At 34.4% G+C, this 15,261-nt stretch carries 13 protein-coding genes; 4 read left to right on the top strand and 9 right to left on the bottom strand.

Annotated elements, in window-relative coordinates; genetic code table 11:
* Nucleotides 1-4: 4 nt before the first annotated feature.
* The gene (locus H611_RS0107205; RefSeq protein WP_245574779.1) at nt 5-3,301 is read left to right on the top strand and encodes a CRTAC1 family protein; all 3,297 of its coding nucleotides are present in this window, start codon (nt 5-7) and stop codon (nt 3,299-3,301) included.
* Between the two features lie 60 nt (nt 3,302-3,361).
* Here H611_RS0107205 and H611_RS0107200 read toward each other — a convergent pair whose 3' ends face one another.
* Nucleotides 3,362-3,670: a hypothetical protein gene (locus H611_RS0107200; protein ID WP_027137720.1), complete on the bottom strand. Its 309-nt coding sequence runs from the start codon at nt 3,668-3,670 to the stop codon at nt 3,362-3,364.
* Between the two features lie 84 nt (nt 3,671-3,754).
* Nucleotides 3,755-5,002, bottom strand: coding sequence for a 3-deoxy-D-manno-octulosonic acid transferase (locus H611_RS0107195; protein WP_027137719.1), 1,248 nt, complete (start codon nt 5,000-5,002; stop codon nt 3,755-3,757).
* Between the two features lie 148 nt (nt 5,003-5,150).
* Between H611_RS0107195 and H611_RS0107190 the strand changes: the two genes are divergently transcribed.
* Nucleotides 5,151-6,305 (top strand): DegT/DnrJ/EryC1/StrS family aminotransferase, encoded by a 1,155-nt coding sequence (locus H611_RS0107190; RefSeq protein WP_027137718.1) that lies wholly within the window; start codon nt 5,151-5,153, stop codon nt 6,303-6,305.
* The gene (gene galE, locus H611_RS0107185; protein ID WP_027137717.1) at nt 6,298-7,323 is read left to right on the top strand and encodes a UDP-glucose 4-epimerase GalE; all 1,026 of its coding nucleotides are present in this window, start codon (nt 6,298-6,300) and stop codon (nt 7,321-7,323) included. Before H611_RS0107190 ends, galE begins: the two co-directional genes overlap by 8 nt.
* Before the next feature lie 80 nt (nt 7,324-7,403).
* Here galE and lspA read toward each other — a convergent pair whose 3' ends face one another.
* The 4 genes from lspA to H611_RS0107165 all read right to left on the bottom strand — a co-directional run bounded on the left by lspA (nt 7,404) and on the right by H611_RS0107165 (nt 11,397).
* Nucleotides 7,404-7,916: a signal peptidase II gene (gene lspA / locus H611_RS0107180; RefSeq protein WP_027137716.1), complete on the bottom strand. Its 513-nt coding sequence runs from the start codon at nt 7,914-7,916 to the stop codon at nt 7,404-7,406.
* Nucleotides 7,916-8,797, bottom strand: a complete 882-nt coding sequence (gene fabD, locus H611_RS0107175; RefSeq protein ID WP_027137715.1) for an ACP S-malonyltransferase — start codon at nt 8,795-8,797, stop codon at nt 7,916-7,918. Before fabD ends, lspA begins: the two co-directional genes overlap by 1 nt.
* 77 nt (nt 8,798-8,874) lie before the next feature.
* Complete coding sequence (locus H611_RS0107170) at nt 8,875-10,431, bottom strand: NAD(P)/FAD-dependent oxidoreductase (RefSeq protein ID WP_027137714.1); 1,557 nt, start codon at nt 10,429-10,431, stop codon at nt 8,875-8,877.
* A gap of 78 nt (nt 10,432-10,509) precedes the next feature.
* Complete coding sequence (locus H611_RS0107165) at nt 10,510-11,397, bottom strand: dihydrofolate reductase (RefSeq protein WP_027137713.1); 888 nt, start codon at nt 11,395-11,397, stop codon at nt 10,510-10,512.
* 304 nt (nt 11,398-11,701) lie between these two features.
* On the opposite strand from H611_RS0107165, the gene H611_RS0107160 reads away from it, so the two are divergent.
* A complete protein-coding gene (locus H611_RS0107160; RefSeq protein WP_027137712.1) occupies nt 11,702-11,998 on the top strand; it encodes an isoamylase early set domain-containing protein in 297 nt (98 codons plus the stop codon).
* 61 nt (nt 11,999-12,059) lie between these two features.
* On the opposite strand, the gene H611_RS0107155 is transcribed toward H611_RS0107160, so the two are convergent.
* The 3 genes from H611_RS0107155 to H611_RS0107145 all read right to left on the bottom strand — a co-directional run bounded on the left by H611_RS0107155 (nt 12,060) and on the right by H611_RS0107145 (nt 15,202).
* Nucleotides 12,060-12,884, bottom strand: a complete 825-nt coding sequence (locus H611_RS0107155; RefSeq protein WP_027137711.1) for a thymidylate synthase — start codon at nt 12,882-12,884, stop codon at nt 12,060-12,062.
* 149 nt (nt 12,885-13,033) lie between these two features.
* Nucleotides 13,034-14,557 (bottom strand): NupC/NupG family nucleoside CNT transporter, encoded by a 1,524-nt coding sequence (locus H611_RS0107150; protein WP_027137710.1) that lies wholly within the window; start codon nt 14,555-14,557, stop codon nt 13,034-13,036.
* A 21-nt stretch (nt 14,558-14,578) separates the two neighbouring features.
* On the bottom strand, nt 14,579-15,202 hold the full coding sequence (locus H611_RS0107145) for a bifunctional nuclease family protein (RefSeq protein ID WP_027137709.1): 624 nt from the start codon (nt 15,200-15,202) through the stop codon (nt 14,579-14,581).
* Between the last annotated feature and the right edge of the window lie 59 nt (nt 15,203-15,261).

Genomic DNA, 15,261 nt, shown 5'->3' with positions numbered 1-15,261 from the left:
TATTTTGAACAGAGTCTCAAATATGTTACAATTAAAAGTAAGGCTGTCAATGGTTTTACTTTTTGTTTTTATAACGGCTTGCAATAAGCAAAAAGAAATTACTGTTAAAGACAATACACTCTTTAGTCTTGTTAACAGTGAGTTTACTGGTATTACTTTTAAAAATACCGTAAAAGAAAATTTATATTTTAATTTTTTAAATTATTCTTATATCTATAATGGCACTGGTGTTGCTGTTGGTGATATAAATAACGATGGATTTGAAGATTTATACTTTACATCAAATCAGGAATCTAATAAATTATATTTAAATCAGGGTGGTTTTAAGTTTAAAGATATAACTGAATCTGCAGGCGTCTCCGATGCTAATGGTTGGTCCACAGGTGTATCAATGATTGATATCAATAATGATGGTTGGTTAGATATATATGTTTGTAAATCTGGCTCTTTAGAGAATCACGATTTAAGGAGAAATAAATTATTTCTAAATCAAAAAGATAATAGTTTCAAAGAAGTGTCGGCAGAATATGGTTTAGATCATTTTGGGTTTTCAACACAAGCTTATTTTTTCGATTATGATCTTGATAATGATTTAGACATGTATTTAGTAAATCATCGAGCCGATTTTAGGAATAATATAACTATAAATCCCGAACTGCAGAAAACCAAGGAGGCATTTTTCTCTGATCAGTTATTTAGAAACGATGGTAATACATTTAAGAATGTAACGAAGGAAGCGGGACTTGAAAACAAGGCATGGGGTTTAAGTGCGAGTCTTGGTGATTTTAACAATGACAATCTTCCCGATATTTATGTGGCGAACGATTTTTTAGAACCGGATTTTCTATATATTAATCAAGGAGATGGTACCTTTAAGGATGAGGTTTTAAACCGGTTTAAACATATTTCGGCAAATAGTATGGGGTCTGATTTTGCGGATTTGAACAATGATTTAAAACCTGATTTGGTAGTTCTGGATATGATGGCTGAAGATCATATTCGAGGTAAGCAAAATATGGCTACTATGAGTACTGATAATTTTAATCTTTTGGTTAATAGCGGATATCATCATCAATACATGTCTAATATGCTTCAATTAAATAATGGGGATGGTCATTTTAGTGAAATAGGACAATTAGCAGGTATTGCAAAAACAGATTGGAGTTGGGCGCCACTTATAGCTGATTTTGATAATGATGGATATAACGATTTATTTGTGAGTAATGGGATTGAAAACGATTTGTCGAATCAGGATTTTAGAAATCAGATGCGCCGTAATATTCAAAATCGTAAAAAAATATCTTTAGAGGAAGCTATAGCTATGATGCCTTCTGAAAAATTGAGCAATTATAGTTTTAAAAACAAGGGTAATTTAAAGTTTGAGAATACAACCAGTAGATGGGGGATTAATCAAGAAGTAAATTCAACAGGAGCTGTTTATGCTGATTTAGATAACGATGGAGATTTAGATTTGGTACTGGCCAATCAAAGTGATGAGGCTTCTGTTTATAAAAATAATGCGAAAAACAACTACTTAATGTTTCAATTTAAGGGAGCAGAAGAAAACATTAATGGAATAGGGGCAACTATTAATGTTTATTCAAAAAACTTAAAGCAATCAAAAACATTATATTTAAGTAGGGGGTATCAATCATCAGTAACCAATAAGTTACATTTTGGACTTGGGAATTTAAATTCTATTGATAGTGTTATAGTAGTTTGGCCTGATACAAGAAAACAAAAACTTACTAATGTAAGTCCCAATACACTTATTAATCTAGATTATAATAATGCCAATACAGAAAAAATTAATTCGGTTGAGAAACCATTATTATTTGAATCTGTTGATCCTATAGAAATAGGGATTAATTACATTCAAAAGGAAAATAGTTTTAATGATTTTGAATTGCAGCTATTGTTACCACAGAAGCAATCGGAAAAAGGAGCGCCAATTGCGGTCGCAGATATTAATAATGATGGGTTAGATGATTTTTTTGTGGGGAATGCTAGTGGAGCTTCAGGAGCGTTATATATGCAAAATGAAGCCGGTGGTTTTGAATCAATTAATCAAAATTTATTTGAAGCCGATAAGCTTTATGAAGATACCAGTGCTACTTTTCTTGATTTTGATAATGATAATGATTTAGATTTATACGTGTCATCTGGAGGATATGAAATGAATACAGGCAACAAACTCCTTCAAGATAGGTTGTATGTAAATAATGGTTATGGCCAGTTTACGAAAACGGTGATTCCTGAAATTTTTACAAACACTAAAAAGGTAATTTTTGCAGATTATGATAAAGACGGAGATCAAGATGCTTTTGTTTGTGGAGGAGTTATTCATGGTAAATATCCTTTAGCTCATCAATCTTTATTGCTGGAGAACGATAAAGGAATGTTTAAAAATATAACCCATGAAGTGTTTGATGATTTTTCAGGCATAAATATGGTAAATGATGCTGTTTTTTGCGATTATGATAACGACAATGATTTAGACCTAATTGTTGTAGGGGAATGGATGCCAATAATAATTTTTGAAAATGTAAATAAGAAATATGAAAAACTAGATTTACCTGTATTAGAGAATACTAATGGTTGGAATCAAACTATAAAATCTGCAGATTTAAATAATGATGGTCATGTCGACTTTTTAATTGGAAATTGGGGAGGGAATAATAAATTTCATCCTAAAACAGATAAACCGTTACATATATATGCCGATTATTTTGATGATAACAAAACTTTTGATGTTGTATTAAGTAAAGTTTCTAAAACGGGCGAGTTACTTCCTGTTCGTGGTAAGGAATGTTCGTCGCAACAAAATCCTTTTATTAATGATAAATTAAAGACCTTTAAAGAGTTTGCAAATTCAACCCTGCCAGATATATATGGTGCCGAAAGCTTGAAGAACGCCGTGCATTTTAAGGTTGAAACTTTTAAAAGTATTATTCTTAAAAATACGGGGGATGGGCACTTTGAAATTAATGAATTACCAGAGCAAGTTCAATTTGGACCTGTATTAAGTTTTGAAATAGAAGATTTAAATAACGATGGTAGATTAGATGTTTTAGGCGTAGGTAACGTGTACGATGCAGAGGTGGAGACTATTAGGTATGATGCTTCGAAAGGTTTTGTATTATTGGGGGCTGATAAAGGGAAACTTATAAATGTTGAGAATTCTGGTTTTGTGAATTATAATGAAGCAAAATCAATTAGTAAAATTATTATTAACGGCCAGATACATTTTATAATTCTAAATAAAAATGCACCTCTTAATATTTTAAGAGTTAACAATTAAGTAACAAAAACGCCTGTCGATAGGCAGGCGTTTTCGTATTCTAATTCTAAAGGTTATTAATTATTCACCTATTAGCTCTTCAGATTTTTTCTCAATGGCTTCGCTAGCGTCATTTACAGCTTCTTCAGTAGCTTCTGCTGCATCTTTTAAAGCATTGTCTACCTCGTCGGCAGCTTCGTTGATGGCATCGCTAGCATCTTCAATAGCGTCTTCAGAAGCTTCTCCAACTTCATCGGCAGCATCTTCCATAGCGTCACCTACATTTTCCATAGCCTCTTTTACCGAGTCAGATTTTTTGGTGTCTCTACAAGAGGTGAAACTTAAACTTAAGGCAAGTAATAAAGCGGTACTTAAAAATACTTTTTTCATTGGTTTTCGATTTAGTGTTAATTATTTGTTAACTTCATATACGACACCAATGCACATTTGGATGTTTCAGGTTTGAAATAAAAACTAATTTGTCAATGGAATGTTGAGGTACTCAAGAATTTTTGTAACCGCCCCTTTATTGGATTTAATATAATTTAGGTTGGAATTTCCGGAAAACCTTCGTTTTTCTGAATTTTCAATGAGTTCATTTAAAACATAATTGAATTCTTTCTGATTTGAAATGGAAAACATACCCTCGTTTGCAATCATTTCACTAGCTTCTGGAAATTTATCGTAGTTGTTTCCTATAATAATGGGCATGCCAAAAACGGCTGGTTCTAAAGTGTTGTGGAGTCCTGTATTTCCTAAAGCACCACCTACATAGGCGATATCGGCATAGCTATATATTTTTGATAAAATTCCAATCGTGTCTACAATAAATACTTTAGCCGATGAAAGCTTAGAATTATCTTTTTCAGAGAATAACACAGTTTCAACTTCTAAACTATTCTTCAATTGTTTTATTTGATTGGTTTTAATGTTATGTGGAGCAATAATAAATTTCACATTATCTAAAGCGTGTTCGTTAATGTAACGAGCAATTAAAGCTTCGCCTTCTGGCCAGGTGCTCCCGGCAACAACACAAACTTTATTTTGCTTAAAATTTTCAATATAATCTAATGTATTGTCAATGTTTAATTGATTAGAAACACGATCGAACCGTGTATCACCAGAAATGGTAACATTATTATAACCAATAGAGTTTAGCAGGGCTTTAGAAGTTTTGTTTTGCGTAAAGATATGTTCAAAAGCAAATAAGGCCTTTCTTAAATAGCTGCCATAAAATTTAAAGTAAGATTGGTGGGGTCTAAATGCTGCCGAAATTAAAATGGCAGGTAACTGTCTTGATTTAAGTTCGTTTAAATAATTAGGCCAAATATCATATTTTACAAAAACAGTAAGTTCAGGATTTACAATATCTAAAAATTTTCTGGCATTCCTTTTGCTATCAATTGGTAAATAAATCACGACATCGGCAATAGGGCTGTTTTTTCGTATTTCATAACCCGAAGGAGAAAAGAATGTTAGAACAATTTTATGGTTTCTATAATAAGTTCTTAATCCGCTAAACACTGGGAGGCCTTGTTCGTATTCGCCTAATGATGCACAGTGGAACCAAAGGGTCTTATCGTTAGCAGAAACAATCTTTTCTAATTTAGAAAAAGCCGCTTTTCTACCCATAACTCCTCGTTTAATTTTATCATTAAATGGAGCAATAGCTTGAAGCCCTAGGTTAGCTAGTTTTATGCCTATGTTGTAAATAAAACTCAATACTTATTTATTTGCGGCTAAAATACATTTCTTTAAAATAAATTCATTGCTTACCGCGCAGTAATTTTGTAATTTCGCAGCCTAATTACTTAATGATGTGAAGGTTTTAAAAATATAAATTTAGAACTCACAGTAGCTGCAAATTTAGATGAGAAAAATTCAAATGGTTGATCTTAAAGGTCAATACGAAGAGATAAAAGAAGAAGTGAACGCTTCTTTTGAAGAAGTTTTAGAAACTACTGCATTTATAAACGGTCCGAAAGTTCATCAATTTCAAAAGAATTTAGAAGCATATTTAGATGTAAAGCACGTTATTCCATGTGCAAATGGAACCGATGCTCTTCAAATAGCTATGATGGGATTAGGATTAAAACCAGGCGATGAAGTTATCACGGCCGATTTTACTTTTGCAGCTACTGTTGAAGTTATCGCCTTATTACAATTAACTCCTGTGTTAGTAGATGTTAACGAGGATGATTTTAATATCAATATCGAAGCTTTAAAGGAGGCTATTACACCAAAAACTAAAGCTATAGTTCCTGTGCATTTATTCGGTCAATGTGCAAACATGGAAGCTATTATGGAAATAGCTAAGGAGCATAATTTATTTGTAATAGAAGATACTGCACAAGCTATTGGCGCAAATTATACTTATAAAAATGGAACTAAAGCAAAGGCAGGAACCATTGGCAATGTGGGTGCAACCTCGTTTTTTCCTTCTAAAAATTTAGGATGTTATGGCGATGGTGGAGCTATTTTTACCAACGATGATGAATTAGCACATACCATAAGAGGCATTGTTAATCATGGGATGTACGAGCGTTATCATCATGATGTAGTTGGCGTGAACTCTCGATTAGATAGTTTGCAAGCCGCTGTTCTTGACGCTAAATTGCCAAGATTGAATAGCTATAATAAAAAGAGACAAGTAGCTGCTAGAAAATATAATCAAGCTTTTAAAGGTATTGAGGGTGTAATTATACCAAAAGTATCTAATGGCTGTTTAGATATATGTGATACTTGCGATTGTCATGTGTTTCACCAGTACACCCTGCGTTTAGTTGGAATTGATAGAGATGCCTTAGTAAAACATCTAAATGAAAAATCGATTCCTTGTGGTGTTTATTACCCAATTCCATTACATAAACAAAAGGCATATGCCGATACGCGTTATAATGAATCAGATTTTACAGTAACGAATCAATTAGTGAAAGAAGTCATTTCTTTACCAATGCACACAGAATTAGACAACGAACAAATCAATTATATAACAAACACTATTTTAAACTACATTAATGGATAAAATATTAGTCACAGGAGGATTAGGTTTTATTGGATCGCATACCGTAGTAGAATTACAAAATGAAGGTTATGAAGTTGTTATTATCGACGACTTATCTAACTCCTCAATTAAAGTTCTAGACGGCATAACGGCCATTACAGGAAAGAAACCAATTTTTGAGAAGCTGGATTTAAAAGACAAAGCTGGGGTAGAAGCCTTCTTTAAAATGCACAACGATATCAAGGGGGTAATTCATTTTGCAGCCAGTAAAGCGGTTGGTGAAAGTGTACAAGAGCCTCTGTTGTATTATGAAAACAATATCGGAACCTTGGTTTACATATTAAAAGAATTGAAGAAATTGCCTTCAGCGGCTTTTATTTTTAGTTCGTCATGTACCGTTTATGGACAAGCAGATGAATTGCCTATAACAGAGAATGCACCCGTAAAACAAGCGGAATCTCCTTATGGAAATACAAAACAAATAGGAGAAGAAATTATTAGAGATACTTGTAAAGTGGTACCATCATTAAACGCTATTGCGTTGCGTTATTTTAATCCGGTTGGAGCACATGAGTCTGTTGAAATAGGGGAATTACCTATTGGTGTACCTCAAAACTTAGTGCCATTTATCACACAAACAGCTATTGGACTTCGTCAGGAATTATCTGTATTTGGTGATGATTATCCAACACCAGATGGTACTTGTATTCGCGATTATATTCATGTAGTCGATTTAGCTAAAGCTCATGTTGTGGCGTTAGGACGCTTATTGAGTGGTAAGAATAAAGAACGTTACGAAACCTTTAATCTAGGAACAGGTAAAGGAAGTTCTGTATTAGAAGTTGTTCAGGCTTTTGAGCGTGTTTCTGGTAAGAAATTAAATTATAAAATTGTAGGTCGTCGTGAGGGTGATATTATTTCAGCTTACGCCGATACAACAAAAGCTAATGAAGAATTAGGTTGGAAAACAGAATTAACATTAGATGATGCGATGCTTTCTGCTTGGAAATGGGAACAAAAAGTAAGAAGTGAATCGTAAAAAGTTAAACAAATTTTAAGTGTAAATAAAAAAGAGCTGCTAATATTAGCGGCTCTTTTTTATTTATAAAATAGCGTATACTATGTTGTTTTTTTCTTCTTTCCTAAGCTAACAAAGAGTAATATTATCATGCCGGTAGTTACCGATACATCGGCCATATTAAAGATGCCCGTTCTAAAAACACCGCCTAGATCGATATAGAAAAAGTCGGTTACCGAACCATAAACAATACGGTCATAAACATTGGCAATACCACCACCAATAATACTAGCGAACGCAAATAAAGACCATTTATCAATATTTTGCTCTTTTAGAATATGAAAAAGTACCATGCCTAAAACTACGATAGGTAATATGAGTAATACTATCAGTCGAAGCATTGGGTTTAAGTCACTACCCATTCCTAAAAAAGCACCGGTATTTTCAACGTTCATCATGATAAACATATCTCCTATTAATGAAATACGTTCCCCTGCACTTGATGCTGTTCTTGGTTCAATATCTTGTCTAACAAGAATCTTAGATATTTGGTCTACAGCAATGGTAATAATAATTACCAGAAATATGTAAATATTACGCTTTGATAATTTCATTATAAACTGGCTGATACGGTTTCAGATTCTCTGTTGATTTTCTTAACCAAGCCTTGTAATACTTTCCCAGGACCTACTTCGGTAAATAGCGTAGCTCCATCGGCAACCATTTGTTGAACAGATTGTGTCCAACGTACAGGAGCTGTTAATTGAGAAATTAAATTAGTTTTAATGGCAGCTCCATCAATCACGGCATTGGCTGTTACATTTTGGTATATTGGGCAGTTAGGCTTGCTAAATGTAGTATTTTCTATAGCCGCAGCCAATTCTTCGCGTGCCGGTTCCATTAGTGGTGAGTGGAAAGCTCCTCCAACAGGTAATACAAGTGCACGGCGGGCACCAGCTTCTTTTAAGGTTTCGCAGGCTTTATTAATAGCTTCAACTTCACCAGAGATTACTAATTGTCCAGGACAGTTGTAATTTGCAGCAACCACCACGCCTTCGGTAGCAGCACATACATTTTCAACCACTTCGTCTTCCAGTCCTAAAACGGCAGCCATTGTACTAGGTTGTAATTCACATGCTTTTTGCATGGCAAGAGCACGCTGAGATACTAGTTTAAGTCCGTCCTCAAAATTTAGAGTTCCATTAGCTACTAAAGCTGAAAATTCACCCAAGGAGTGTCCTGCAACCATATCAGGTTTAAAACTGTCTCCCAAAGTTTTGGCTAAAATAACAGAATGCAAAAAGATGGCTGGCTGTGTTACCTTAGTTTCTTTAAGTGCTTCGGCAGAACCTTCAAACATGATATCTGTGATGTTGAATCCTAATATCTGGTTTGCTTTTTCAAATAATTCTTGAGCTAATTGAGAGTTTTCATATAAGTCTAAACCCATACCTGTAAACTGAGCTCCTTGACCGGGAAATATATAAGCCTTCATAAATTTTTAGTTTTTAGTGCTGCAAAAATAGGAATTAAATTAAGAATTGAAATAAACAGTAGCTAATTAAACTTTTATTATAATCCTACAATAGCTGCTTCAGCACAGCGTTCGCCATCCATAGCAGCAGAAACGATACCACCGGCATAACCACCACCTTCACCACATGGGAATAAACCTTTAATTTGAGGGTGTTCCAATTGTTCATTTCGAGGAATACAAACAGGTGAAGAAGTTCTCGATTCAACGCCTACTATATTAGCTTCGGAAGTGTAGTAACCGTGCATTTTTTTTCCAAAGGCATCAAACCCTTTTCTTAATCGGCTGCCAATTAATCTTGGTAGCAATGAATGTAAAGGTGAAGCGTTTAATCCAGGTTGGTAGGAGGTAGGATTTAAATGGGTCGATAGTCGGCCTTCAACAAAATCGGTTAACCGTTGGGCGGGAGCTACCTGAGATCTGCCTCCGGCAGTAAAAGCCATGCGTTCTAAATTTTTCTGATATTCGAGCCCTTTTAGCGCTCCGAATTTTTCGTATTTGGATAAGTCTTTATCAGCATTAATTTCTACAACAATACCAGAATTCGCATATAAATTATTTCGTTTTGAAGGAGACATACCGTTTACCACAACTTCACCGTTAGCCGTTGCAGCCGGAACAATAAATCCGCCGGGACACATACAAAATGAATATACGCCACGATCGTTGATTTGTTGTACCAAACTGTAGGAAGCAGCTGGTAATAATTCATGTCGATCCCCTTTACAATGGTATTGAATGGAGTCGATAATATGTTGTGGATGTTCTACACGAACTCCCATAGCAAAGGATTTCGCTTCTAAAGCAATCTCTTTTTTATGAAGTAAGTAAAAGATGTCTCGCGCCGAATGTCCGGTAGCTAGAACAACGCGATTTGCAGGCATTTCTTCACTATTGTTTAATTGAATGGCCTGGATGCTATTGTTTTTTATAATAAAATCGGTTACACGCGTTTCAAAATGAATTTCGCCTCCAAATTTTAAAATAGTTTCTCTAATATTTTGAACAACTTTAGGTAATTTGTTCGTTCCAATATGCGGATGTGCATCTACTAAAATTTGCTCGGTTGCTCCATGAAAAACTAAATTTTCAAATATTTTACGAACATCTCCACGCTTTAGACTTCGTGTGTATAATTTACCATCACTGTAAGTGCCGGCACCGCCTTCGCCAAAGCAATAGTTTGAATCTTCGTTTACAAAATGCTGCTGATTAATAGCTCGTAAATCGCGACGTCTGTCCTGAACATTTTTTCCGCGTTCTAAAACAATAGGTTTAAAACCAAGCTCGATGCATCGCAAAGCAGCATACATGCCGGCAGGTCCAAAACCAACGATATGAACTGGTTTTGCTTTAGAAACATCTTTGTAATCGAATTGATACTCTGATGATTTGGGAAGTGCTTCACGTATATAAACAGCTACCTTATAATTGAAGATGATTTTTGGCTTGCGCGCATCAATTGATTTGCGAAGTGCCTTAACGCCCGTGATATCCTCCTTATCGATACCAAGTGCTTGTGATGATTTTATAATTAAAATATCACTAATTTCTTCTTCCTTAAGTGATATACGTAGTTGCAATTCTTTTACCATGCGACAAAATTATGGAAAATAGCCATGCCTTTTTCAAAAAGAAATGGTAAAGATGCCTTTAAAAATGAAGAATCTTAACTATTTACGTTCATAAGTTATAAAGGAATAGTCATGGTCATTTTTTTCATCTTTACTAAACTTACGATGCGAGGTTTCTTTCCAAATCTGTGGGTCTATTTCAGGGAAGAAAGTATCCGCTTCAAAAGTGTCATGCACACGAGTTAATTCAATTTTATCAGCTATATCTAATGCTTGTTTGTATATTTCTCCTCCGCCAATAATATAAGGTTGTAGGTCGGATTTAGCAGCATCAATAGCATCTTCTAGGTTATTTACAACTATAACTCCATCAGGAACTTTATAATTTTCCTGTCTGGTGATTACTATATGGGTGCGGTTAGGCAGGGGCTTTGGAAAACTTTCAAATGTTTTTCTCCCCATAATAATATGGTGTCCGTTAGTTAAGTTTTTAAAATGTTTTAAGTCGTCGCTTAAGTGCCAAATTAACTTGTTATCTTTTCCAATAGCGTTGTTTTCTGCTGTAGCGGCTATTAAGGTAATTGTTTGTTTAGTAGGTTTGTTTTTCACAATATCGATTTCTTCTTTTCGTAGATCTTCACGCATTTTTTTTATTCTCTGTTGTTGTAATACCATTAATTTATCCAATTGTTTTTTCTCCCATTCTTTACCCATGAATTTATTAGTTATAAAAACATTAAAGGTGTGATAAAGTAGAATGAAAAACCAAATTAAAATTGCAAATAAAAACCATTCTTTTCCGAAAGGTGTAAATTCTTTGCCGATACCTAAAACTGTATTGGCTATTATTAATATAACTGAACCGATTAGGAATATGATAAAGTGCGCATATAAACGTTTTTTTTGTTTGATGCGTTTTTGAGCGTTTTCTAATAACTCTAATTGTTCTTTATCTATCTGTGGGGTAGATTTTTTTTTATTAAACATAATACCAAAATGTGTTCGGTAAAGTTAAAGATTTTTAAGACAATCCTTAAATTTAATTTGTTGTCCTCAAATGAGAGGTGGAATGAGCTAAAGTTGTATTGAAAGTATTGAAAATCAGGTTTGATGACATGTAATATGTTGTAGATATAAAAATATTAGGCTTAAAATTATTGCTAAGTAGAAAATAAGTTAAGTCGATATTAATAAATTGATAATTCTTACGGTCAAAACTATATTAATCATATATGTAATGAAATTCTTTTTTAAATTTGTTTCAACAAACAACACACAAAACTCATTTATTATGGCAATTGCAAAACAATACCTAAAAACTAAACCAGTATGTAAAGTAACTTTTTCGATCCTAGCTGAGGATGCTAAAAAAGTTTCTCTTGTAGGAAGTTTTAACGAATGGAATGAAAAAGCTACACCTTTAAAAAAATTAAAAAGTGGTCTATTTAAAGGCACGGTAGATTTAGATAAAGATAGTGCTTATGAATTTAAATATTTAGTGGATGGCACTTATGTAAATGATGATGCTGCCGATTCATACCAATGGAATGATTTCGCAGGAGCAGATAACAGTGTTGTATCTGTTTAGTTAAAAAAATAAGGTATAAAATAAAAAAAGGGCTTTTATTTATAAAAGCCCTTTTTTTATTTTATACAGCGACCTGTCCTTTTATATGAGGATGTGGGTTGTAATCGGTTAAAGTGAAATCATCGAATGTGAAATTGAAAATATCTTTTACTTCAGGGTTTAGAGTCATTTTTGGTAAAGGTCGAATATCACGAGACAACTGTAGCTTTAGTTGCTCATAATGATTACTGTAGATATGAGCATCACCAAAGGTATGGATAAACTCTCCTGCTTGGTAACCGCAAACCTGAGCTACCATCATGGTGAATAATGCGTATGATGCAATGTTGAATGGGACACCTAAAAAGATATCGGCACTACGTTGATAAAGTTGACAGGATAATTTTCCATTTGCTACGTAAAATTGAAAAAAGGCATGACAAGGAGGTAATGCGGCTTTACCGTTTGCAACATTGTCGCTAAATGATTTAGAGGTGTCTGGTAAAACCGATGGATTCCAAGCCGAAACTAACATGCGTCGGCTATCTGGATTATTTTTTAAAGTGTCAATAACTTCTTTAATCTGGTCTATTTCATCACTGTTCCAGTTCCGCCATTGGTGTCCATATACAGGGCCTAGATCGCCATTTTCATCAGCCCACTCATTCCATATGCGTACCCCGTTATCGGTAAGGTATTTAATATTAGTATCGCCTTTTAAGAACCAAAGTAATTCATGAATAATAGATTTTAAGTGTAATTTTTTGGTGGTAACCATAGGGAACCCCTCACTTAAATCAAAACGCATTTGATAACCGAAAACACTTTTTGTTCCTGTGCCGGTACGATCTGCTTTTTCATTACCATGTTCTAAAACATGTTTTACAAGGTCGTGATATTGTTTCATAATTATAGTTATAGAGTAGCAAATCAAGAAAAATGATTGCGTTGACGAAAATAAATAAAATGCCGAAGTCTAACTTGATTTCTAAAAGGTTAATATTAAAAAGTTATTAACTATAAAAATTTATATATGCTCAACTTAATCTGTGTATACTAACCTATAATCATTCCAGCGATGGTAGCCGATATTAATGAAGCAATAGTACCTCCAATTAAAGCCGTCATGCCAAATTTAGAAAGTGTTTTTCGCTGTCCAGGTGCTAACGAACCTATACCTCCAATTTGTATGCCTATTGAAGCGAAGTTGGCAAAGCCACAAAGCATATAAGTAGCCATAATAATAGACTTTTCATAATTTAAATGAATAGTACTAGCTACATTTTTTAAATCTCGTAATTGAATATAACCAATAAATTCACTGGCAGCTAATTTAATTCCCAGGAGTTGTCCCATCAGCATCACATCTTCCTTAGCAATACCTATAAGCCACATAAGCGGTGCAAAGGCGTAACCGAGAATAAATTCGATAGATAAACTTTCGTAAGGCGTGTTGCTAATAATCCAGTTGTTGATAGTGGAAATATCTCCAACCCAAGCAAGAATTCCATTAAACATGGCAATAAAGGCAACAAAAACTAACAGCATAGCACCTACATTAACGGCTAGTTTAAGACCTTCGGTAGTCCCATTAGCAATGGCATCAAGAAAGTTAGACCCAATTTGGTCTTGGGAAACGGTTACATCGGTATTAATAGTTTCAGTTTGTGGATATAATATTTTAGAAATAACAATAGCACCAGGTGCTGCCATAACTGAAGCGGCTAAAAGGTGCTTGGCATAAAACAGGCGTAATATTTCATCATCGCCACCTAGAAATCCAATATAGGCCGCAAGAACAGCCCCGGCTACAGTAGCCATGCCTCCAATCATAACCAGCAACATTTCCGATTTGTTCATTTTTTCAAGGTAAGCCTTGATGAGGAGTGGGGCTTCTGTTTGTCCTAAAAAAATATTTCCCGCGACACTTAGGCTTTCTGCACCTGAAATTTTTAAGGTTTTAGAGAGTAGCCAAGCCATAGCCTTAACGACTTTTTGTATAATACCTAAATAGAATAAAACTGAGGTTAATGCTGAGAAAAATATGATGGTTGGTAAAACCTGAAAAGCAAAAATGTATCCAAATTTGTCCATATCACCAACTAGTCCTTCAAATAAAAACTGGCTACCGGCACGCGTAAAATCCAGTATACTTACAAAGAGTCCTCCAACAAATTCAAATACAGACTTTATGAGGTCTACTTTTAAAACACCTATTGCAATTAGGAGTTGAAAGGATAAGCCAATGCCAACAATTCGCCAGTTAATCGCTTTACGGTTACTGCTAAAAAGAAAGGCAATAAATACAAGCGTAATCATCCCCAAAACACCGCGCCAAATACTGTGAATCGAAAAGCCTTGACTTGAAATAATAGGAGTAGTAATAGTATTAGCAGCTTGTTGGGTAGTTTTAGCGCTTGTGTCTGGCCTAGAAATAATGTCCGTTATCTTAAGGTCGGTGCTAATGCTGTCGGTGATAATTTCCGATTGAATGCTGTCTGAAGTTGTAATTTTGTCCTGAGCTAATAAAGTTGTTGAGATGGTAATTATTAGAAAGAGAGACAAAAATACCTGCTTCATAATGCGTAAGGGTGTTAATGGTTATTGCCGTTTTGAAATTTCATCCCTAATCCTCGCTGCTTTTTCGTAATCTTCATTATTTACGGCTTCATCGAGAAGTTTTTTTAATTCGGTAAGTGTTTTTCCTTTATAATCTTCTTTTGGCATACTCGCTTCAACTTCATCAGCTATTAAATCGTCTACTAATATGCTGTCTTGGCTTTCTTCAGATTCATCTTCTTTTTTAGGATTTACCTTTAAGTAAATGCCTGCCTTATCAAGAATATTTTTGTAAGTGAAAATAGGCGCGTTAAAGCGAAGAGCTAAAGCAATAGCATCGCTGGTTCGGGCATCAATAATTTCTTCAATTTTATCGCGTTCACAAATTAAACTAGAATAAAATACGCCATCGACCAACTTATGAATAATAACTTGTTTAACCACAATATCAAAGCGATCGGCGAAATTTTTAAATAAATCGTGGGTTAATGGTCTGGGTGGACGAATTTCTTTTTCTAAAGCTATGGCAATAGACTGAGCTTCGAACGCTCCAATAACAATAGGGAGTTTTCTATCGCCGTCTACTTCATTCAATATTAACGCATAGGCTCCATTTTGAGTTTGGCTATACGAAATTCCTTTTATGTTTAATCTTACTAAACTCATATATAATAAAAAGCGCAAAGAACTGTTTAAATTAGGACTTTACCAACTGCCAAGGGCAG

Origin of the sequence: Gaetbulibacter saemankumensis DSM 17032 (assembly GCF_000425645.1) — a bacterium.
Classification (GTDB): domain Bacteria; phylum Bacteroidota; class Bacteroidia; order Flavobacteriales; family Flavobacteriaceae; genus Gaetbulibacter; species Gaetbulibacter saemankumensis.
Note: the sequence above shows the minus strand (reverse complement) of the source record. Positions and strands in the feature narration are given on the sequence as shown.

Coding starts and splice junctions, on each gene's coding strand:
- H611_RS0107160 (WP_027137712.1), top strand. CDS start 11,702: ATGGCAATTGCAAAACAATACCTAAAAACTAAACCAGTATGTAAAGTA.
- H611_RS0107200 (WP_027137720.1), bottom strand. CDS start 3,670: ATGAAAAAAGTATTTTTAAGTACCGCTTTATTACTTGCCTTAAGTTTA.
- H611_RS0107155 (WP_027137711.1), bottom strand. CDS start 12,884: ATGAAACAATATCACGACCTTGTAAAACATGTTTTAGAACATGGTAAT.
- H611_RS0107190 (WP_027137718.1), top strand. CDS start 5,151: ATGAGAAAAATTCAAATGGTTGATCTTAAAGGTCAATACGAAGAGATA.
- lspA (WP_027137716.1), bottom strand. CDS start 7,916: ATGAAATTATCAAAGCGTAATATTTACATATTTCTGGTAATTATTATT.
- H611_RS0107150 (WP_027137710.1), bottom strand. CDS start 14,557: ATGAAGCAGGTATTTTTGTCTCTCTTTCTAATAATTACCATCTCAACA.
- galE (WP_027137717.1), top strand. CDS start 6,298: ATGGATAAAATATTAGTCACAGGAGGATTAGGTTTTATTGGATCGCAT.
- H611_RS0107170 (WP_027137714.1), bottom strand. CDS start 10,431: ATGGTAAAAGAATTGCAACTACGTATATCACTTAAGGAAGAAGAAATT.
- fabD (WP_027137715.1), bottom strand. CDS start 8,797: ATGAAGGCTTATATATTTCCCGGTCAAGGAGCTCAGTTTACAGGTATG.
- H611_RS0107145 (WP_027137709.1), bottom strand. CDS start 15,202: ATGAGTTTAGTAAGATTAAACATAAAAGGAATTTCGTATAGCCAAACT.
- H611_RS0107165 (WP_027137713.1), bottom strand. CDS start 11,397: ATGTTTAATAAAAAAAAATCTACCCCACAGATAGATAAAGAACAATTA.